Genomic DNA, 19,442 nt, shown 5'->3' with positions numbered 1-19,442 from the left:
TTCCTTGGGCATCAAACCAGTTCAGAACTGGACTCCAACTCAGTGCCGGTGAAGGCTGCCGCTGCGCGGTAGGTCTTCAACAAGCTTTCGTTGTTAGCTTTCCATGACTTCTTCAGCACAGATCGTCGACCTGCTTCACCCATGCGGGCCGCAAGACGAGGGACAGACAAGATTTCGGTCACGGCATCGATAAAGCCAGTCTTGCTCTCGGGGTCAACCAGCCGGCCGTTTTCTCCATCTGCGATTAGAAATCGTTGGCCACCGATAGTAGGTGCGACCACTGGAACGCCACTTGCTTGCGCTTCTTGGATAGTTTGGCCGAAGGTTTCTTCGGTGCCATAGTGAACAAAAGTATCCAGCGCAGCATAGGCATTGGCAAGTTCCTTACCTCGGAGAGAGCCGGTAAAAGTAACAGGTTTTCCGGCAAATAGGGTTTCAAGTTTTTTTCTTTCAGGACCGTCACCCACGATGACCAGCGCTGTATCTGGAAGGTCCGCAAGCTCAAGCATTTTGTGTACTTGCTTTTCAGGCGCTAAGCGACCAACAAATCCGATGAGGTTCTTTCGGCCTTGAAGCAGCTGTGCTCGGAGTTCAATGGTGTGCTCGCGGGACTTGTTTCGGGGGTGAAACAGTTCGAGATCTACACCGCGCCCCCATACTCCTACGCGTTGCACGCCAAGCTTGAGGAGGTAAGCAGCTGATTCAGGAGTGGGGGCAAGGTTCATCGTCGCAGGTCCGTGAATCGCTGCAATAAATCGATCAACAACGGGTTTGGCGAAGTTCATACCGTAGCGCTGGAGATACCCCGCGATGTCTGTCTGATAGATCGCAACGGTCGGAATACCGAGTTTGTTAGCGATGGCTATGGCCTGACCACCCAAGAAGAACGGGGAAGCGACGTGGATGACGTCAGGCTTGAATTCTTCCAGTGTTGCTTGAAGAGCCAACGGAGGAAGTCCCACCTGGAATTGCATGAAGGGCAAGGCCAAGGTTCGGACTACCTTGAACCCCAAATACCGCTTGGTGGGGGCAGTGGGGGCAATGATGATGACCTCATGTCCTGCCTCTTTGAGAGTGTCAACGACTCGAAGTACGGAGTTGGTAACTCCGTTCAGTGAGGGGAGAAATGACTCTGTCACAATGGCAACCCGCATGCTCATGTCCCCAAGCTACATAGGCTTATTCGGCGAGAATCGACGCGGGGGGAAATGGCGAGTGAACGAGTGGTGAAGACTTTGAACGTCGCACCGTCCAGGGGTGATCGTGAACACGGGACATCACAGGTCTTTTGGGATTAATGCCGTCGCCGGCAGCAATCCCACGCAGTCTTCTGCCGACAAACGGAGTCACATGGGTGGCAATCCATGAGACATGTTCCAGTAGCGTCATGCTGTCTTTGAGGCGAGGCTGAAGGACAGGGGTTTCGATTCGGTAAGGCAAACCGAGAAGTTTTGCTGCCTTATTGGCAACGTGTGCATGACCGCGTGCGCCAAAGTGAACACAATCTGCGGACCAGACTCGTAAGCGACGTAACGTCGGGCTGCGGTAGACATCCACGACCAAGACATTCTGTTCGGATGCGACTTCTTCGATGAGTTTTGTGAGTTCTTTAGCCCGCAGTGCACCGCCACGAAAAGACCAGTGATGTACTGGATTGATGCAGTTAGCTAACACGACAGTGATGCCTGCTTCTTTGAGTAGGCGGACGGCTTCAGTGAACTGAGCCCTGACAAGGTCCCAACTTTTCCGTGGACGCCACAGGTCATTTGCCCCAGCCATGATGGTGACCAGGTCGGGCTCAAGTTGAAGAGCTTCGTGAACTTGTTCTGAGAGTATTTCGGAGGAATTCCTACTGCGCACGGCCAGATTGGCGTAGAGAAAATCTTCACCTGCAGCCATAGCATCCTCGTTGAGCAGAACAGCAAACCGATCAGCCCAACCGGCGAATATTCGATCCTGTTCGAAACGGTCGTCGCCGAGGCCCTCGGTAAGCGAATCACCCAGGGCTACATATCGTCGATAGACAGCTGTGGCCACACTTCAATCGTCGCGATGGGGATTAACTCGCGACCACCTGACACGAAACAGAAGGCAAACAGTGGGGGCTATTTTTTCTCCACTGCGGAGTAACCAGCCTTATCGATGGCAGTGATGACCTCATCCGCAGGGATGGGGGCATCGCTTTCCACCGTGACTTTTCCTGTGGGGAGGTCAACAGTGACTGAGGTGACGTGATCGAGCTCACTCACTTCTTTGGTGACGCTGGCAACACAGTGCTGGCAGGTCATTCCTGTTGCGGTGAAGGTTGCAGTCCTCATCATTTCTTCTTCCTATGCAGGGTTAGCTTCAATAATGCCCATCATTCCTTGATCTTCATGATCAAGAATGTGGCAGTGGTAAACCGCGTTGCCTTCGAATTTATCGAAGTGAACTCGAATCACGCTGCGAGAGTTTGCCGGAACATTCACAACGTCTTGGTATTCCACAGCGGTTACAACTAAACCTCCAATGGAGAGAACTTGCATGGGCCAGACGTGGAGATGGAAGGGGTGATCCATCGTGGTGTCATTAATAATGGTCCACTCCTCGACGGTGCCAAGCTTCACAGAGGTGTTAATCACATCCATATTGAAGGCTTGGCCATTAATGGTGAAGCCACCATTCATATTGCCCATGCCACCCATTCCGCCCATGTTGGGCATCTTGAGGGTGAAGGAGCGCGCATCGGCTATCGCTTCACTTCGCAGGTCTGGTCCTGCTGTCTGGGTTGGAAGAGCTCCAACTGTGGCTGCCGTGGTTGATCCTGGGATGAACTGAGCCAGAGGGTAGTTTGTGTAGGTCTGAGTCGAGCCCATCATCATGGCATCTGGATGGGGAACAGTTGTGTACGAGAGTGAAACTGGTTCTGATCCTAACTGCACGAGCAGGTCTGCGCGGTTTCCAGGCGCCAGGGTAAATTCGGTCACTTTTTGCGGTTGAGCATAGCGACCGGAATCCTTCCCCAACAAGGTTGCTGTTCCGCCAGGAACGCTGAGCTTCATGTAGCGGGAGGTGCATGAGTTCACAATGCGCCAGCGTTCGAGCGCGTTCTGATCGGAGGCATAGCTGGGCTGAACCTGCCCATTGAGAAGGAGAATGTCACCTTCGCGTCCCATCATCTTGCTCATCATGTTTGCTCCAGCGACATTGCCATCGGTTTGAAGAGAGATGTCTGAGAGAACAAGGACACGTTCTTTTGTGGCGGGAATGGGTTCAGTATCTTCCACCACGATGGCACCGTACAGGCCAGCAAAAACTTGATCAGCTGCCATGCCATGGTGGTGTGGGTGATACCAGAACGGGGCAGAGGGGTGATTGTCTGCCAACGTATATTGGTAAGTGAACGTTTCACCGTCTGCCACTTCAACAAAAACGTTGTCGCTGTTGCCTGCAGGGGAGACGTGGAAGCCATGGGTGTGGAGATTGGTTGGCTCACCGAGGTTGTTGGTGAAGTTCACGGTGATGACATCACCTGGCTTCACCATCCACGTGGGGCCTGGGGTGGTGCCATTGTAGGTTTTTAGCTTGGCTGGTTTCCCTCCAATCTGAATCTCGCTGTATGCCGCGACGAGATCGACTGTGAGCTTCCCTCCGGAGCTTCGGAGAATCTCCGGTTCTATCCCAAAACCTGGGAGAGAGCTCTGTGTCGGATTGCCTGAAGTCAATGTTTTCGAGACGCTAGTTCCCAGCCAAAAAGCACCACCAGCCAGTGCCAGCGCTCCCGCGCTGGCACCTCCGGCGATTAATATGGTTCTTCTGGAAATGCGGGTATCTTGCGAAGCCATTACAGCGCCTCCAGCATCTGCTTCATCTTTTCGATTTCAGCGCTTTGGCTCTTAATAATGTTGGCTGCGAGTTCTTTCGCTTCGGAGTTGGAAGAGTTCTCAATCATCGTGGCCATCTGCAGGGCACCTTCATGGTGACCAATCATGCCTTCGAGGTAGAGCTTGTCGAACGCAGCGCCTTGGGCATTTTCTAGAGCAGTCATCTGTTCATCGGTGAGCATGCCACCCATTCCCATGTCATGGCCCATGTCCGTGCTTGATCCTGAGGACTCAATCCATGCCTTCATCTGCTTGATTTCAGGTGCTTGGGCATCCTTGATCTGCTTGGCCAGAGCCAAGACTTCAGGGTTGGTGGTGCGAGTCTCAGCGAGGGTGGACATGTCCACGGCCTGCTGGTGGTGAGGAATCATCATCTGGGCAAACATGATGTCGGTTCCCGAGAATGCGGACGCACTCTTGTTGTTTCCCATCATGCCGCCATCCATCGTTCCGTTGGAGTCGTTTCCTCCGAGGTTGGTGGTGCAGCCAGCTAATGAAATCGCACCAGCGAGAGCAACAGCAGTAATTCCAGCAATACGGTATTTCTTGTTAAACATTCTTAATCCTTAAGGTCTTTATAAAGTGTGAGAACTTCTGTGCGCACCAGCGACTGACGTCGCCTGCGCACTAAGACGTAAGGCTTATGTTCGGGAAATACACAAAGAGTTGAGATCAACGTGGCTAGGTGGCCTTGCTCGGGCAAGACTCACCTCAGAAAGTTTCACCAACATTGGCTTCGGGATTTCAACGACAAACCCACGAGCTAGTGCCTGCTTGCAATATCGCAATCCAAAGAATGTCAATAACGTCAGCCCAGCAGTAATCATGATGCTGCCAACGAAGTTCGATGCCGTCATATCTGGATTCGAGATTGCATCTGCCTTCATCTCAGTTTCAGAGGAGGACATGTTCATGACAGCAGGAGGCACTTCAGCTGTCATCTCCATAACGGTTCCGTCCGCCATGACATGACTCATATCTGCTGTGGAACTGGGGCTCATGGCTGAAACACACACCGCGTGAAATACGGGGGCTAAACCAAAGAGGAACGCCACTGTCACCATCGCGAATAACGCGGGGAATACCGACAGCCGTTTCATAGTCCATATTGTGACAGAACAACCTATGAAAGAGCTATGAATCGCTTCCGCCTAGTGGCCTTCGAGATCTTCTGGCTCTTTCACCTTGTCCAAATTGAACCAGGGGAGCATCACGTGGACCACGGGACCGATACTGAAGGCATAGATCACGGTTCCCAAACCAACGGTTCCACCCATCACCCAGCCGAGTCCCAACACAACTACTTCGATAGCTGTTCGAACAAGCCAGAGAGGGCGCTGGGTAATACTAACCAGGCCGGTCATCAGGCCATCTCGAGGACCAGGGCCTAAGCCGCCGCCGATATACATCGAGATGCCCAGACCATTGATCAAGATGGCCACGATGAAATAGCCCAAGCCCCACCAGAAATCGGGTGCCTTGGGGATCAAGGTAATAAAGAAGTCAATGGAGAGACCAATGGTGATGGCGTTAAGGATGGTTCCAATGCCGAGCTTCTGCTTGAGGAAGATCCACAAGAACATCACCGCAAAACCAACAATGACCACCACGAGTCCGATGGAGACACCGGTCGCCTTAGAGAGACCTAAGTGGAAGGCATCCCAGGGGTCCAGTCCAATAGCGGCTCGCAGCATGATGGCGAAGGCAAGACCGCAGACAATGAGACCAATCTCGACCAGAATGATGCGCTTCCACAGTGGTGCACCCGTGCGGGGCACTTCAAAGATGGTGTTGAGGAATCGGCGCATAGTCTCAGGCTAGGTGTTCACGAGTATCTGGGAGAAACGTCGCCCAAGAATTGTTACGTGGCTAACCCAGCATGCGAGTAATCAGCTCGCGATAGCGGTCGGAAGTGCGCTCGACAATGTCTGCAGGAAGCACGGGTGGCGTGCCGTTCTTGTCCCAGTTCGCGGAGAGCCAGTTGCGCACAATCTGCTTATCAAAGCTGGTCATCTTCTCGGCAGGGGTGGTGCCAGCTGCATAGGAAGCAGCATCCCAGTAGCGCGAAGAGTCGGAGGTCAGAACTTCATCTGCGAGGGTGATGACACCGGTCTCGCGGTCACGACCAAACTCGAACTTAGTGTCAGCAAGGATGATGCCCTTGGCGGCAGCCAGCTCAGTGGCCTTGTTAAAGATCTGAAGGGAAAGATCACGCAGAGCAGTGGCGTCTTCGAGGCCGACCAGTTCCACGGTCCGCTCAAAGGTGATGTTCTCGTCGTGCTCACCAAAGGGGGCTTTCCATGCGGGGGTGTAGATGGGCTCGGGGAGCTTGTCGCCGTCGTGAAGTCCTGCGGGAAGTGGAATGCCACACACGCTCTGGCTCTCCTGGTATTCCAACCAGCCACTGCCGGAGAGGTAGCCGCGCACAACGCACTCAACGGGGAACATGTCCAAGTTGGCAACCAACATGGCCTTGCCCTGAACCTCGGCAGGGATCTCTCCCTCGCGCAGGTGGTTGGGGACACCGAGCTGATCGAACCACCACAGACTGAGTGTGGTCAGAAGCTCTCCCTTGCCGGGAATGCCAGGTTCAAGAACATGATCGAATGCGCTCACACGGTCACTGGCCACAACCAGCACTCGAGGAGTCGACTCCAGCGTCTCGCCCGTGGGGACATAGAGGTCACGAACTTTGCCCGAATAGGCGTGGATCCAGCCCTCGAGGTTGAGCTTCTCGCCCCCGGTGAAACCTGACATTACTTGACGACCTTCTTGGCGATGTCGGTGCGGTACTGACCACCCTCAAGCTGAATCTTGGCGAGGCCTTCGTAAGCACGTGAACGTGCTTCGGCGAAGTCTGCGCCACGGCCGACCACGCTCAGGACGCGACCACCGGTTGCAATGAGGTCACTGTCAGTCACAGCAGTTGCTGCGTGGGTGACGTGAACACCCTCGATGCTGTTGGCGTCATCAATACCGATGAGAACACGACCAGTAACTGGTGTCTCGGGGTAGTTCTCGCTGGCGAGAACGACGGTGACAACTGCTTCGTCGGAGAACTCGGGACGTTCACGTCCGGCCAGGGTTCCTTCAGCAGAGGCAAGCATCAAATCAGAAAGTGGAGTCTTCAAGCGGGGAAGAACAACCTGGGTCTCAGGGTCACCAAAGCGGGCATTGAATTCAATAACGCGGATGCCCTTGGACGTGAGAATCAAGCCGCAGTAGAGCAGTCCTTGGAAAGGGGTGCCTTCTGCTTCAAGCTGGCGCACGGTGGGAAGAGCAATGGTCTCGATGACTTCGGTGACGAACGCCTCTTCGCTGCCGAACTGGTCAGTTAGCCAAGGCAGGGGAGAGTAGGCGCCCATGCCCCCGGTGTTGGGCCCTTCGTCATTGTCTTTGAGGCGCTTGAAGTCCTGAGCAGGCGATAGCGGGAGAACATCGTGACCGTCGGCGAACATAAACAGAGAGACCTCCTGGCCGTCGAGGAATTCCTCGATCAGCACAGATCCCTGAGTTAAGTAGTGCGAGGCGTGAGCAACGGCGGCATCGCGGTCGTGGGTGACCAGAACACCCTTGCCGGCAGCAAGTCCATCGGCCTTGATGACATAGGGAGCGCCGTAGTCATCGAGCGCTGTTTCTGCATCTAGAAGTGTCGACACCTTGATGGCGCGACCGGTGGGGACACCGGCTTCATCCATGATGCGCTTAGCAAACGTCTTGGAGCCTTCGAGTGCTGCAGCTGCCTGGTTAGGACCAAAGACAGGAACACCCATCTCACGCAGTGGGTCAGCAACACCGGCAACCAGGGGAGCTTCGGGGCCAACAACAACCAGATCAACATCTAGGCCTTCGGCGAGGAAGGCGACTGCTTCAGGGTCCAGGATGTCTGTGGTGACACAAGGAACATCGTGGGCAATGCCCGCATTGCCGGGGGCAACCGTAATCTCGTGGTCTGCATTTTCAGCGAGCAGGGCGGTAACAATTGCGTGCTCACGTGCGCCGGAGCCAAGAACCAGGATTTTCACCTCTTAAGCCTATTGCCCCCAGCTAAACTGGGGATTCACTTGACTAACACGTATGAGGATTTATACCCCGTGAACAAGCTTCGTCTGGCCATTGTTGGCGCCGGTCCCGCTGGTATTTATGCAGCAGATATTGCTCTGAAGGCAGAGCGCGATTTCGATATCTCTATTGATCTCTTCGAATCTCTTCCTGCCCCTTACGGCCTGGTCCGTTATGGCGTTGCTCCTGACCACCCCCGCATCAAGGGCATCATCGGGGCATTGCGTGAAGTTCTCGACCGCGGCGATATTCGTCTTTTTGGCAATGTCGAATACGGCGTGGACATCACTATGGATGACCTGAAGAAGCACTACAACGCCGTGATCTTCTCCACTGGTGCAACCAAGGATGTTCCGATGAACATTCCCGGTATTGAACTGAACGGCAGCTATGGTGCTGCTGACTTTGTCAGCTGGTATGACGGACACCCAGATGTTCCTCGCACCTGGCCGCTGACTGCGAAGTCGGTTGCTGTGATTGGTAACGGCAACGTGGCACTGGATGCTGCCCGCATGCTAGCCAAGCACGCGGATGATCTGCTCGTCACCGAGATTCCTGACAATGTTTACCAGGGCCTCAAGGCATCGCCTGTGACCGACGTTCACGTCTTCGGCCGCCGCGGTCCAGCACAGGCTAAGTTTTCACCTCTTGAACTGCGAGAACTGGGTGAACTTCGCGATGTGGACATGATCGTCTATGACGAGGACTTCGACATCGACCCTGCAAGCCAGGCACTGATTGATTCCAACAAGCAAGTCTTCGTTCTCAACAAAGTCATGAACGAATGGCGCACCCGCGAAACCGGCAAGGCTTCTCGCCGTCTTCACCTGCACTTCTATGCCAACCCGCTCGAGGTACTGGGTGACGCTGACGGCAACGTCACCGGCTTCCGTTACGAGCGCACGAAGCCAGATGGCAACGGTGGTGTTGTGGGAACAGGCGAGATCCGCGAGATTGAGATCCAGGCCTACTACCGTGCCATTGGTTACTACAGCTCACCGCTGAAGGATGTTCCTTTTGACGCTGCCAAGGGTGTTATTCCTAACCACGAAGGTCAGGTCATCGACGCCGAAGGCAAGCACATCAACGGTGTCTATGCCACGGGCTGGATTAAGCGTGGACCTGTTGGCCTCATTGGCCACACCAAGAGCGACGCGATGGAAACCATCGCTCACGTTCTTGCTGATCAGGCAACCTGGTGGACTCCGGAGGAGCCTGAAGAAGGCGCCATCGTGGATCTGATGGAAAGCCGTGACATCGAATACACCACTGCTGAGGGCTGGTCTGCTCTGGATGAATACGAGCAGAAGCTCGGTGAACCAGAAGGCCGTGACCGTATTAAGGTCGTTGACCGCGAGACCATGCTCAAGGCATCACGAGCTGAATAAGTAGCACTTAACGAACTATGGCCACCCGCGGGTGGCCATAGTTTTTCAATCTGAGTTCTTAGAACTTCTCGTCAATCTCTGCAATGAGTGCTTCGATCTTGCCGCGGATCTCGTCACGGATGGGGCGGACAGCGTCCACTCCCTTGCCTGCAGGATCGGCCAGAGGCCAGTCCAAGTACTTCTTGCCGGGGAAGAAGGGGCACTTGTCGCCACAGCCCATGGTGATGACGTAGTCAGAGGCGATAACTGCCTCATCAGTCAGCACCTTGGGGGTTGAGCTGGTCAGGTCGATGCCTTCTTCGGCCATGACTGCAACTGCTGACGGGTTGACTTGGTCGCGAGGCTCTGTGCCGGCGGAGAGAACCTCAATGCGGTCACCGGCGAGGTGCTGGAGGTAACCGGCAGCCATTTGGGAACGGCCTGCGTTGTGAACGCATACGAAAAGAACGGTGGCTTTCTTATCCGACATGATTTTCTTTCTTGTTGGTGGAGTTGATGATGGCCCAGGCCAGCACAGCACCAAGTGCTGCGCCGATGAGCTGGGCAAGAACAAAAGGGCCAACAGATGCAGGTGCAATGCCGGCAAAGCTGTCACTGAATACGCGACCAATTGTCACGGCAGGGTTAGCAAATGACGTGGACGAGGTGAAGAAGTAAGCAGAGCCAATCCATGCGGCAACAGCGAAGGGAACAAAGCGGGCTTGGTCGCGAGCAATGAAGACAAGAATGACAACGAGCAAACCAGCGGTGGCAACAATCTCACCGATAAATAGACCAGGCGAGACACGTTCGGTTGTCGCAATCTGGATAGGTGCCTGGTCGAACATAACATTCGCCAAGATTGCCCCGCCGATGGCGCCAGCAACCTGGGCGATGACATAGGGAAGTACGTGAGTACCCGGCTGCAGCTTCTTTGCCCACATCACCAGGGTCACGGCTGGGTTGAAGTGGGCGCCACTGATGGGGCCCAGAATCAGAATGAGCAGTGCCAGCACAAAGATGGTGGAGAGAGTGTTGATCAGCAACGCAACACCAGGATCACTCGACATTTGAGTGCCCATGATTCCTGAGCCCACGACGGTGGCAACAAGAACGAGAGTTCCGAAGAACTCTGCGAGGGCAAGTCTGAGTGTGTTCAAATTTCTATTCTGGGTGCAGTTGTGAAGTTCTAGACAAGAGTGAAGCCCCATCGGTTCCAAGAACTGGTGGGGCTACTCAGCGAGGGTTTAGCAGCAGCCGGTGTCGCCGCAGCAACCGCCGTCGCCGCCGGAGATGACGTTGAGCTTGTTCATGGCACTTCCTTTCTCTCATGTTGAGATGAATGGATTATGAATCGAAGTATATCGATTCGTTAATACTTTAGCACTGTCATATCGATAAATGTCAATATATACTTTTGCTATGTCGATAACACAGGAACTCGCCTCAACTGCACTGCTTGCGCAACAGCTCAAAGCATTAGGGGATGAAACCCGATTGAATCTGTTACTCAAGATTGCAGGTGCCAACTGTGTCGATGGTGCGTGCATCTGTGATCTCACTCCCGATACCAACCTTGCCCAAAGCACGGTGAGCCACCACATGAAGTTGTTAGTTGATGCAGGGCTCCTGACCCGAAGCCAAAAAGGCAAATGGGCTTATTTTTCGCTCACGCCAGCTGCAAGCAATATCCTCATAGCCCTCAATTTAGGGCCTGTCAACACGTCAGACTCTTGCTGCGTGGATTAACACTCGTGATATAGCTCTAGGCGTCGAAGCGGTAGCCCAGGCCACGCACGGTCACGAGGTTCACGGGCTCAGCAGGGTCTGCTTCAATCTTGGAGCGCAAGCGCTTAATGTGAACATCCAGAGTCTTGGTATCGCCGTAGTAGTCAGTTCCCCAGACGCGGTCAATGAGTTGACCACGAGTGAGCACGCGGCCCACATTGCTCATGAGGTATTCCAGAAGTTCAAACTCTTTAAGTGGAATAGCAACAAGGGCGCCCTGAACGTGGAGGGTGTGGCGATCTGCATCGAGACGAATACCAGCTATATCGATGACACCGTCATCCTCGAAGGCGTCTTCCTTCACGTTACGGCGAAGAACAGCCTTGATGCGGGCGAGTAACTCACGGGTTGAGTAAGGTTTGGTGACATAGTCATCAGCACCGAGCTCAAGACCCACAACCTTGTCCACTTCAGTGTCCTTGGCGGTGAGCATGATGATGGGGATGTTGGAGGTGGTGCGAATCTGGCGGCACACCTCGTTACCAGGAACTTTGGGAATCATCAGGTCGAGCAGGATGATGTCGAAGTTGCCGTTGGCAAAGATATCGAGTGCGATCTGGCCGTCTTCAGCTATCTCTACTTCAAAGCCTTCACGAGTGAGAAGGAAAGAAAGAGTTTCGCTCAAGGAGCTTTCATCTTCTACGAGCAGGATGCGGGTCACGCGGAGGTGTCCTTTCCGGAGGTTATTGCTTCGGGAATTCTGATGGTGAACGTGGAGCCCTTCCCGGGGGAAGACCAAACTCGGATGTCCCCACCGTGGTTAGACACAATGTGCTTAACAATGCTGAGCCCTAAGCCACTTCCGCCAGTGGACCTGGAACGGGCTTGGTCAGTTCGATAAAAGCGTTCAAATACGCGTTCTGATTCATCCTTGGTCATGCCGATTCCTTGGTCGGTGACGGCAATCTCAATGAAGGAATTACGGCGGACTGCGCCTATGCCCACCTGAGAATTGTCAGGGGAGTAATGGACCGCATTAGCAATGAGGTTATTCAAGGCGACGGTCAGGCTTTCGGCATCACCATAAACAACAGCATCCAAATCGCCACCGGTAGCGAGCTTGATCTTGCGTGACTTAGCCATCACACGATTTTGTTCCAGCGCATTCATGACGACGGTCTCTACCGTGACTGGCGCAAACTCGGCAAGTGCACCCTCTGCTTGGAGGCGAGAAAGTTCGATGATCTCTCGAGTGATTGCTCCGAGTCGTTGAGATTCTTTCGTGAGTCGTTCTGCGAAGTGACGGACGGTGTCTGGTTCATCAGCAGCTTCGACAAGCGCTTCAGCCAGAAGGCCAACTGAGGCAATCGGTGTTTTCAGTTCGTGGCTCACGTTGGCAACGAACTCACGACGGACATCATCTAGGCGCTGGTATTCCCCGCGGTCGATCACTGAGAGCAGCACGAAGCGATTGCGAAAAGGTGAGGCATGAACGGTCACGGTGAGGGTAGCATCACCAAGCGGTCCGCGAGAGATCTCGAAATCTTCCCGAGAAACACTTTTACCCTGGGCAGCTTGTTCCGCGATCAACACAAGCTCAGGGATAAGGAGGCGACCATTGCCTGAAAGACCCAAACGGCTGGTTGCATCAGAAGCAATGAGGACGTTGAGAGATTTATCTAAAACCAGGACGGCACCATCGAGTTTGCTGACGAGTTGCGCAACTCCACGAGGAAGGTCACCGGATGTTTTCTCGTTATCCATTCTGCGTTGGCGAAGCACCCAGATAATGAGAAGCACAACGGCGACACCCGCAACGGCTCCAACCCCGAGGGCGAGCAATACAACAGATGCCGACATGATGCTCTAACGGTAACCCACCACGTGCCTCTCTCAAAAAGAAAAAGGGCAGGAGTAGGGTTGAAACGTCAACTGTTAACCAGACTCGCTCTTTACGTTAACCTTCGTGACACAGCGGATTCACCATCACGGGGCTTACTTAGAGTGCGGTTGACCACAACTATTTAAGGAACCATCATGCGCGACGTATTCCAGCAGGAACTTCACGAAGTTCAGCAGCGCCTTGTAGAAATTGCCGAACTCGTTGCCGAAGCAATGCGTAAAGGTACAACTGCATTCCAGACCAGTGACATTGCACTTGCCGAACAGGTCATCGAAGAAGATGCCCGCATCGACGAACTTGCACTCACCCTCGACGAACTCTCTATCCAGATTCTCGCTCGTCAGCAGCCCGTAGCCCGCGACCTTCGTGTTGTCGTCAGCGCACTTCGCATGAGCGCTTCGCTGGAGCGTATGGGTGACATGGCAGAGCACCTTGCTCAGCTCACTCGCTACCGCTTCCCTGACAAGGTCATCGCCAAGGGTCTGCGTTCAACCTTTAAAGAGATGGGTGAACTCGACATCAAGGTTGCTGAGAAGCTGATCAAGATGCTCAAGACCCAGGACATGAAGTTCGTTGACGCCATTCGCGACATCGATGACCAGATTGACGCACTTCACTTGTCCGTCTTCGACAAGGTTCTCAGCGAAGCCTGGGGTGGCACCTCAATGGACACTGTTGATGCCACCTTGGCAAGCCGCTACTACGAGCGCTTCTCAGATCACGCTATCTCCATTGCGCGCAAGGTCAAGTACCTGTCGACTGGTGAATGGGCTCCTGAACTTTCTTCTGAAGAGGCCTAACAACTCTCACTCAAAAACCCCGGTTTTCCCGGGGTTTTTGTGCATTAACCTGTCAAATATTAACCGTTCATCTTCTGTTTACCTTGCGTGTGCCGATACGTCACCCAAGTCTCTTACTGTGAACTCAGGGTTCAAAACGAGTCCACACACCAAGAAAAAATCCTGAAAGGATTTCACGTGAACATCACGCGTTTCGGCCGCCCCATGGCAGCCATTGCAATGGCAGCAACTGCTGCACTCGCACTTGCCTCTTGTGCAGCTAACGAAGAGGCAGCTCCCGCAGAGGTCAGCACTCTCGCTGGTTCTCTCGTCGGTGCAGGCGCATCCAGCCAGGGCTCAGCTCAGGAAGCATGGATCGCCGCATTCCAGACCGCTAACCCAGACGTCACCATCACTTACGACCCCTCCGGTTCCGGCGCTGGTCGCGAAACCTTCATTGCTGGTGGATCTAACTTCGCTGGTTCTGACTCGTACCTCAAGGACGAAGAGCTCGCTCTCCCCTTCGCAGCATGTGCAGCTGGCACCCTCCCATTCGAGGTTCCTGCTTACATCTCTCCCATCGCCGTTATCTACAACGTTGATGGTGTAACCGACCTGAACCTTGACGCATCCACCATTGCGAAGATCTTCTCGGGTGCAATCACCAACTGGAACGATGCAGCAATCGTTGCACTCAACCCCAAGGCAAAGCTTCCTGACCTGGCAATCACTGCAGTTCACCGCTCTGACGACTCGGGCACCACCAAGAACTTCTCTGACTACCTCTTCCAGACCGCTAAGGCTGACTGGGCAATCGAGAAGCCTGCTGACCCATTCCCCTTCCAGACCGGTGAAGGCGCACAGGGCACCTCAGGTGTAGTTGACGCAGTCAAGAACGGTACTGGAACCATTGGTTACGCAGACGCTTCGAAGGCTGGAAAGCTTTCTGTTGCAAACATCAAGGTGGGCGACAAGTTCATCAAGTACACCCCTGAGGCAGCAGCAGCAGTTGTAGCTAACGGTGCAGCAGTTGACGGCCGTGACGCATCTGACATGGCAATCAAGATTGACCGCACCACCACTAACCCAGCTGAGTACCCCATCGTTCTCGTTTCTTACCTCATCGGTTGCAACGAGTACGCAGAAGCTGGTGTAGCTGACCTGGTCAAGCCTTACTTCGAGTACATCCTCAGCGAGCAGGGTCAGGCTGATGCAGCAGCAGCAGCTGGTTCCGCTCCACTCGATGCAGCAACTGCCAAGAAGGCATCTGCAATCGTTTCAGCAATCAAGTAACACCCTTTGATGCCCGGTCTGGGGAATCTCCAAGATTCTCTGGGCCGGGCATTACCAAATTCACTCAATTTGCAGTAGGAATGACTCGTGGCTATCGAAGTTCAGGAATCGACCCAGGCTAAAGCTCCTGGTCGTATGGGAGACAAAGTCTTCTCTACCTCTAGCCTTGCCGCAGGATCACTCATCCTCGCTGTCCTCGCTGCTGTCGCAATCTTTTTAGTTGCACAAAGTCTTCCTGCGTTCCTCGCAGATCCCGCAGATGTCAATGATGGACAAGGTTTCTGGACCTACGTCATTCCATTGGTCTTCGGAACAATCTGGGCTGCTGCCCTCGCTCTCGTAATTGCTCTTCCTTTCGCCATCGGAATCGCACTCTTCATCTCCCACTTCGCTCCCCGCAGACTTGCTCAAGGCCTGGGTTATGTCATTGACCTTCTCGCAGCGGTTCCTTCGGTCGTCTTCGGCCTGTGGGGCATCACTGTTCTGGCTCCTGCTGTGCAGCCGTTCTACTCATGGTTGGTTGACAACCTGGGTTGGATTCCTCTCTTCGCTGGCCCCGTTTCGGGTACCGGTCGCAGCATCCTGACTGTCGCGGTTGTGCTTGCCGTCATGATCCTGCCCATCATCACTGCGCTCTCTCGGGAGATCTTCCTGCAGACTCCTCGTTTGCACGAAGAAGCTGCATTAGCACTCGGTGCTACCCGCTGGGAAATGATCAAGGTTGCCGTGCTTCCTTTTGGTCGCCCCGGCATAATCTCTGCCACCATGCTGGGTCTCGGCCGTGCACTTGGCGAGACCATGGCCGTGGCCATGGTGCTCTCACCCTCGGTGATTATTTCTTTCGCACTGATTCAGTCGCAGAACCCCACCACCATTGCTGCCAACATTGCGTTGAACTTCCCCGAGGCACACGACCTGGGTGTAAACGTTCTGATCGCAACAGGTTTGATTTTGTTCCTCATCACGTTGCTGGTGAACTCACTGGCTCGTATGGTCATCAACCGCCGCAAGGCATTCTCGGGAGCTAACTAATGTCCGCCCTCGTTGTTCCTGCACCCACGAGCTCACGTCACCTGTCCAAGACAGTGATGTGGATCACTGCTGGCGTGAGCGCACTGGTTGCATTCGGAATCTTTGGAGTTCTCACAGCCGCAGGAATTTCTGAAGGCTTCAACCTTGTTGCCGCTGTCTTTGTCTCTGCTGTGTTGTTTGTGCTGCTCTCCTACGTGCTCTCACGCATCGTTGAAGGGCGACGTAAGGCCTCTGACCGCCTCGCCACGGGCTTGGTCACCACAGCTTTCGTTGTTGCACTGTTGCCTCTGGTGTCGCTCGTCTCGACCGCATTCATCAATGGTTTGCCTCGTCTTGATGCCACCTTCTTCAACTCGTCGATGCGTAACGTCGTCGGTGAGGGCGGTGGTGGTCTTCACGCCATCATCGGAACCCTCGAGATCACCCTTGCAGCGACGGTCATCTCGGTTCCTATCGGAATCATGACCGCCATCTATTTGGTCGAATACGGCACCGGCCGTCTTGCTAAGGCCATCACCTTCTTCGTGGACGTGATGACGGGTATTCCTTCAATCGTTGCTGGTCTGTTTGCCTTCGCACTGTTCGCGATTGTCTTGGGCCCCGGTATCCGCTTCGGTATCGGTGGATCTGTTGCACTCTCGATCCTGATGATTCCTGTGGTGGTTCGTTCCACTGAGGAAATGCTCAAGCTTGTACCTAACGAACTGCGCGAGGCGTCCTACGCACTCGGTGTTCCAAAGTGGCTCACCATTGTGAAGATTGTGATCCCTACCGCCATCGGTGGAATTATCACCGGTGTGATGCTCTCCATCTCTCGCATCATCGGTGAGACCGCACCGCTGCTCATCATCGTGGGTATGAGCACGAGCATGAACTACAACCTGTTCTCAGACCGTATGGCCACCCTGCCAGTGTTCGTGTACACCCAGTACGCCAGCCAAGGCTCAGATGCTCAGGCATACATTGACCGTGCCTGGACCGGTGCGCTCGTCTTGATCTTTATCGTGATGGCCCTCAACCTCATTGCCCGCCTTGTATCTAAGCTCTTGGCTCCCAAGGGCCTCCGCTAAGTTTCACCCCCACCGAAGAAGGAAATCTCGTGTCTAAGCGCATCGAAGTCAAAGACCTCAACGTGTACTACGGCAAGTTCAAGGCCGTAGAAGACGTTTCGCTCACCATCGAGCCCCGCACCGTCACCGCCTTCATTGGTCCTTCTGGTTGTGGCAAGTCCACCTTCCTCCGCACTCTGAACCGCATGCACGAAGTCATTCCCGGTGCTCGCGTTGAAGGTGAAGTCATGATCGATGGCAAGAACCTCTATGACGCAGACGTTGACCCTGTATTGGTCCGCCGCCAGGTCGGTATGGTGTTCCAGCGCCCGAATCCTTTCCCCACCATGTCGATTGCAGACAACGTTCTCGCCGGGGTCAAACTCAACAACAACAAGCTCTCCAAGTCAGACGCTGAGCACCTGGTTGAAAAGTCCCTCAAGGGAGCAAACCTCTGGAAAGAGGTCAAGGATCGCCTGAACCTTCCCGGTTCTGGTCTCTCCGGTGGTCAGCAGCAGCGTCTGTGTATTGCACGTGCGATTGCTGTGTCCCCTGAGGTCATTCTCATGGATGAGCCCTGCTCCGCTCTGGACCCCATCTCCACCCTTGCTATTGAGGACCTCATTGAGGAACTCAAGGCGAAGTACACGATCGTCATCGTGACCCACAACATGCAGCAGGCTTCTCGCGTCTCTGACAAGACCGCCTTCTTCAACATTGCCGGTACTGGTGAGCCCGGAAAGCTCATCGAGTTCGATGACACCACCACGATCTTTGAGAACCCTCACGTTCAGGCAACCGAGGACTACATCTCCGGTCGTTTCGGATAACCACTCAACTCACACAAGAAGCCCCCTCCTCTGGCGAATTCAATTGGTCGTTGCAACACTGGCGTGATTTAGTTCGACACTAGTAGGTCTCTTAAACACTCGGCTGGATTTTTCCAGCCGAGTGTTTTTCTTGGCCGGCCGTTGAGTTGCAGGGCGACTCTTTCAAGGTCTTCAGGACCGAACACTGACAGGTCAGTTCCCTTGGGGAAATACTGTCTGAGGAGTCCGTTGGTGTTCTCGTTTGATCCGCGTTGCCAAGGACTTGCTGGATCACAGAAATAGACAGGCATGTCTGTGGCGATACTGAATTCTTTATGCCTGGCCATTTCAACGCCTTGATCCCAAGTCAACGACCCCCGCAAATGCTCAGGCAGGGTCTGCATCGTTGTGATTAGTGCATCGCGAACAGTTTCTGCCGTGTGATCACCGGGAAGGTGTGCAAGCATCACAAACCGTGTGCTGCGCTCCACCAACGTCGCAATAGCTGACCTGTTTTGCGTGCCAACAATCAGATCACCTTCCCAATGTCCTGGAACGGCCCTGTCTTCGATCTCGGCAGGACGTTCAGAAATCATCACCATCGGATCAACAAACCGAGGCTGTCTTTCCAACCCCGTGTTGTGGGGTTTGCGCCTGGTGCGACCCGTGCGAAGAGCCGCCTGGATCTCTTTCTTCAAACCACCACGAGCCTGCAAATACAGGGTTTGATAAATCGTCTCCGGTGACACTCGCATCTCCTGACTGCCGGGAAACTCTTTAACCAGCGTGTTGGAAATCTGCTCCGGAGACCACTGATTATCTAATCCCTCTTGAACAAACACCTGCAAAGCCGGCTGAGTCAAAATCTTACGAGTTTTCGGCCTCGGCCTGCGCATAACAGAAACCCGATGAGCCGCATAAGGCTCATAAACACCCTCGACACTATTGCGTTTGAGCTCCCGACTAATACTCGAAGCAGCCCTGCCCAACGCTGTGGCCATGGAACGAACACTCACCCCCTGCGACTGAAGCCCACGAATCTTTTCCCGCTCAGCAAGTGAGAGAAACCTCGGATCCAGAACCTGCTCCAGAGCAGAAACACGAACACCGCTAACAAGTCGCTCTTGAACATTCACACTCTTGTTGTAGTCGATAACACGGCCATCAGGATAGATGCGTGAATGGATTTTCTTCACTATCCCTCTGTCCCAATCTTGGGCAGTACGAATATGAACACCCGCCTGCTTGGCCGCATCCGATCGGTGAACGCCCGCAGCACGCAAACTGAAATAGTGCTCACGGACACGGCTGTGGCGTTGACGACGCGGCGCACCAACATCAACACCTGCAGCAACAAGCCACTGATAGCTGGTGAGGAAAGGTAAATCTAACTCCCTAGCGGCAGCTCTAGCATTTCCTAAACGCTCAAAAGCCTCAAAAAATGCGGCCTTCTCAGCCTGGGAATAACGCCTTCGGGAACCTGTGGGTGGCGGGGTAAAAGACATGGTCGTTGCAACCTCCAAAAAGATGGAGTGTTGCAACGACCATTAGAACCCA

General features: G+C 54.1%; 21 protein-coding genes. 7 read left to right on the top strand and 14 right to left on the bottom strand.

Annotated elements, in window-relative coordinates:
- Positions 1-11: 11 nt before the first annotated feature.
- The 9 genes from AURMO_RS07945 to purD form a co-directional block, all read right to left on the bottom strand.
- Entirely contained in the window at positions 12-1,160 is a 1,149-nt protein-coding gene (locus AURMO_RS07945) for a glycosyltransferase family 4 protein (RefSeq protein ID WP_110234650.1), read from the bottom strand.
- Between the two features lie 19 nt (positions 1,161-1,179).
- Positions 1,180-2,037, bottom strand: coding sequence for an SGNH/GDSL hydrolase family protein (locus AURMO_RS07940; RefSeq protein ID WP_110234649.1), 858 nt, complete (start codon positions 2,035-2,037; stop codon positions 1,180-1,182).
- Between the two features lie 68 nt (positions 2,038-2,105).
- The gene (locus AURMO_RS07935; protein ID WP_338021092.1) at positions 2,106-2,321 is read right to left on the bottom strand and encodes a heavy-metal-associated domain-containing protein; all 216 of its coding nucleotides are present in this window, start codon (positions 2,319-2,321) and stop codon (positions 2,106-2,108) included.
- A 9-nt stretch (positions 2,322-2,330) separates the two neighbouring features.
- Complete coding sequence (locus AURMO_RS07930) at positions 2,331-3,824, bottom strand: multicopper oxidase family protein (RefSeq protein ID WP_110234648.1); 1,494 nt, start codon at positions 3,822-3,824, stop codon at positions 2,331-2,333.
- Positions 3,824-4,420, bottom strand: coding sequence for a DUF305 domain-containing protein (locus AURMO_RS07925; RefSeq protein WP_110234647.1), 597 nt, complete (start codon positions 4,418-4,420; stop codon positions 3,824-3,826). Before AURMO_RS07925 ends, AURMO_RS07930 begins: the two co-directional genes overlap by 1 nt.
- Positions 4,421-4,504: 84 nt before the next feature.
- On the bottom strand, positions 4,505-4,963 hold the full coding sequence (locus AURMO_RS07920; RefSeq protein ID WP_162532709.1) for a hypothetical protein: 459 nt from the start codon (positions 4,961-4,963) through the stop codon (positions 4,505-4,507).
- A gap of 51 nt (positions 4,964-5,014) precedes the next feature.
- On the bottom strand, positions 5,015-5,671 hold the full coding sequence (gene yczE, locus AURMO_RS07915; protein WP_110234645.1) for a membrane protein YczE: 657 nt from the start codon (positions 5,669-5,671) through the stop codon (positions 5,015-5,017).
- 61 nt (positions 5,672-5,732) lie between these two features.
- Positions 5,733-6,620 carry a phosphoribosylaminoimidazolesuccinocarboxamide synthase gene (locus AURMO_RS07910; RefSeq protein WP_110234644.1) on the bottom strand — a complete coding sequence of 296 codons (888 nt, stop codon included), beginning with the start codon at positions 6,618-6,620 and terminating at the stop codon, positions 5,733-5,735.
- Complete coding sequence (gene purD / locus AURMO_RS07905; protein WP_110234643.1) at positions 6,620-7,888, bottom strand: phosphoribosylamine--glycine ligase; 1,269 nt, start codon at positions 7,886-7,888, stop codon at positions 6,620-6,622. Before purD ends, AURMO_RS07910 begins: the two co-directional genes overlap by 1 nt.
- A 69-nt stretch (positions 7,889-7,957) precedes the next feature.
- Between purD and AURMO_RS07900 the strand changes: the two genes are divergently transcribed.
- Entirely contained in the window at positions 7,958-9,313 is a 1,356-nt protein-coding gene (locus AURMO_RS07900; RefSeq protein ID WP_110234642.1) for an FAD-dependent oxidoreductase, read from the top strand.
- 58 nt (positions 9,314-9,371) lie between these two features.
- Here AURMO_RS07900 and AURMO_RS07895 read toward each other — a convergent pair whose 3' ends face one another.
- Together AURMO_RS07895 and AURMO_RS07890 are read right to left on the bottom strand one after the other, a co-directional pair.
- Positions 9,372-9,782: an arsenate reductase ArsC gene (locus tag AURMO_RS07895; protein ID WP_110234641.1), complete on the bottom strand. Its 411-nt coding sequence runs from the start codon at positions 9,780-9,782 to the stop codon at positions 9,372-9,374.
- Positions 9,772-10,452 carry an MIP/aquaporin family protein gene (locus tag AURMO_RS07890; protein WP_239406823.1) on the bottom strand — a complete coding sequence of 227 codons (681 nt, stop codon included), beginning with the start codon at positions 10,450-10,452 and terminating at the stop codon, positions 9,772-9,774. Before AURMO_RS07890 ends, AURMO_RS07895 begins: the two co-directional genes overlap by 11 nt.
- Before the next feature lie 262 nt (positions 10,453-10,714).
- Here AURMO_RS07890 and AURMO_RS07885 point away from each other — a divergent pair, with 262 nt between their 5' ends.
- Positions 10,715-11,041, top strand: coding sequence for an ArsR/SmtB family transcription factor (locus tag AURMO_RS07885; protein WP_110234639.1), 327 nt, complete (start codon positions 10,715-10,717; stop codon positions 11,039-11,041).
- Positions 11,042-11,057: 16 nt separating this feature from the next.
- On the opposite strand, the gene AURMO_RS07880 is transcribed toward AURMO_RS07885, so the two are convergent.
- Together AURMO_RS07880 and AURMO_RS07875 are read right to left on the bottom strand one after the other, a co-directional pair.
- A complete protein-coding gene (locus tag AURMO_RS07880) occupies positions 11,058-11,741 on the bottom strand; it encodes a response regulator (protein WP_110234638.1) in 684 nt (227 codons plus the stop codon).
- Positions 11,738-12,880: a sensor histidine kinase gene (locus tag AURMO_RS07875; protein WP_239406822.1), complete on the bottom strand. Its 1,143-nt coding sequence runs from the start codon at positions 12,878-12,880 to the stop codon at positions 11,738-11,740. Before AURMO_RS07875 ends, AURMO_RS07880 begins: the two co-directional genes overlap by 4 nt.
- A 177-nt stretch (positions 12,881-13,057) precedes the next feature.
- Between AURMO_RS07875 and phoU the strand changes: the two genes are divergently transcribed.
- The 5 genes from phoU (at position 13,058) to pstB (ending at position 17,906) form a co-directional block, all read left to right on the top strand.
- Positions 13,058-13,723, top strand: a complete 666-nt coding sequence (phoU, locus tag AURMO_RS07870; RefSeq protein ID WP_110234636.1) for a phosphate signaling complex protein PhoU — start codon at positions 13,058-13,060, stop codon at positions 13,721-13,723.
- A gap of 177 nt (positions 13,724-13,900) precedes the next feature.
- Positions 13,901-14,995 (top strand): phosphate ABC transporter substrate-binding protein PstS, encoded by a 1,095-nt coding sequence (pstS, locus tag AURMO_RS07865; RefSeq protein ID WP_420807769.1) that lies wholly within the window; start codon positions 13,901-13,903, stop codon positions 14,993-14,995.
- 135 nt (positions 14,996-15,130) lie between these two features.
- A complete protein-coding gene (gene pstC / locus AURMO_RS07860) occupies positions 15,131-16,027 on the top strand; it encodes a phosphate ABC transporter permease subunit PstC (protein ID WP_110234924.1) in 897 nt (298 codons plus the stop codon).
- Complete coding sequence (pstA, locus tag AURMO_RS07855; protein WP_110234635.1) at positions 16,027-17,097, top strand: phosphate ABC transporter permease PstA; 1,071 nt, start codon at positions 16,027-16,029, stop codon at positions 17,095-17,097. Before pstC ends, pstA begins: the two co-directional genes overlap by 1 nt.
- A gap of 29 nt (positions 17,098-17,126) precedes the next feature.
- Complete coding sequence (gene pstB, locus AURMO_RS07850; RefSeq protein WP_110234634.1) at positions 17,127-17,906, top strand: phosphate ABC transporter ATP-binding protein PstB; 780 nt, start codon at positions 17,127-17,129, stop codon at positions 17,904-17,906.
- A gap of 68 nt (positions 17,907-17,974) precedes the next feature.
- Here the strand turns inward: pstB and AURMO_RS07845 are convergent, their stop codons facing one another.
- Positions 17,975-19,390 (bottom strand): IS30 family transposase, encoded by a 1,416-nt coding sequence (locus AURMO_RS07845; RefSeq protein ID WP_420807768.1) that lies wholly within the window; start codon positions 19,388-19,390, stop codon positions 17,975-17,977.
- Between the last annotated feature and the right edge of the window lie 52 nt (positions 19,391-19,442).

Source organism: Aurantimicrobium photophilum (assembly GCF_003194085.1).
GTDB lineage: Bacteria > Actinomycetota > Actinomycetes > Actinomycetales > Microbacteriaceae > Aurantimicrobium > Aurantimicrobium photophilum.
The sequence above is the reverse complement of the archived record's forward strand: the minus strand, read 5'-3'. Positions and strand labels throughout refer to the sequence as shown.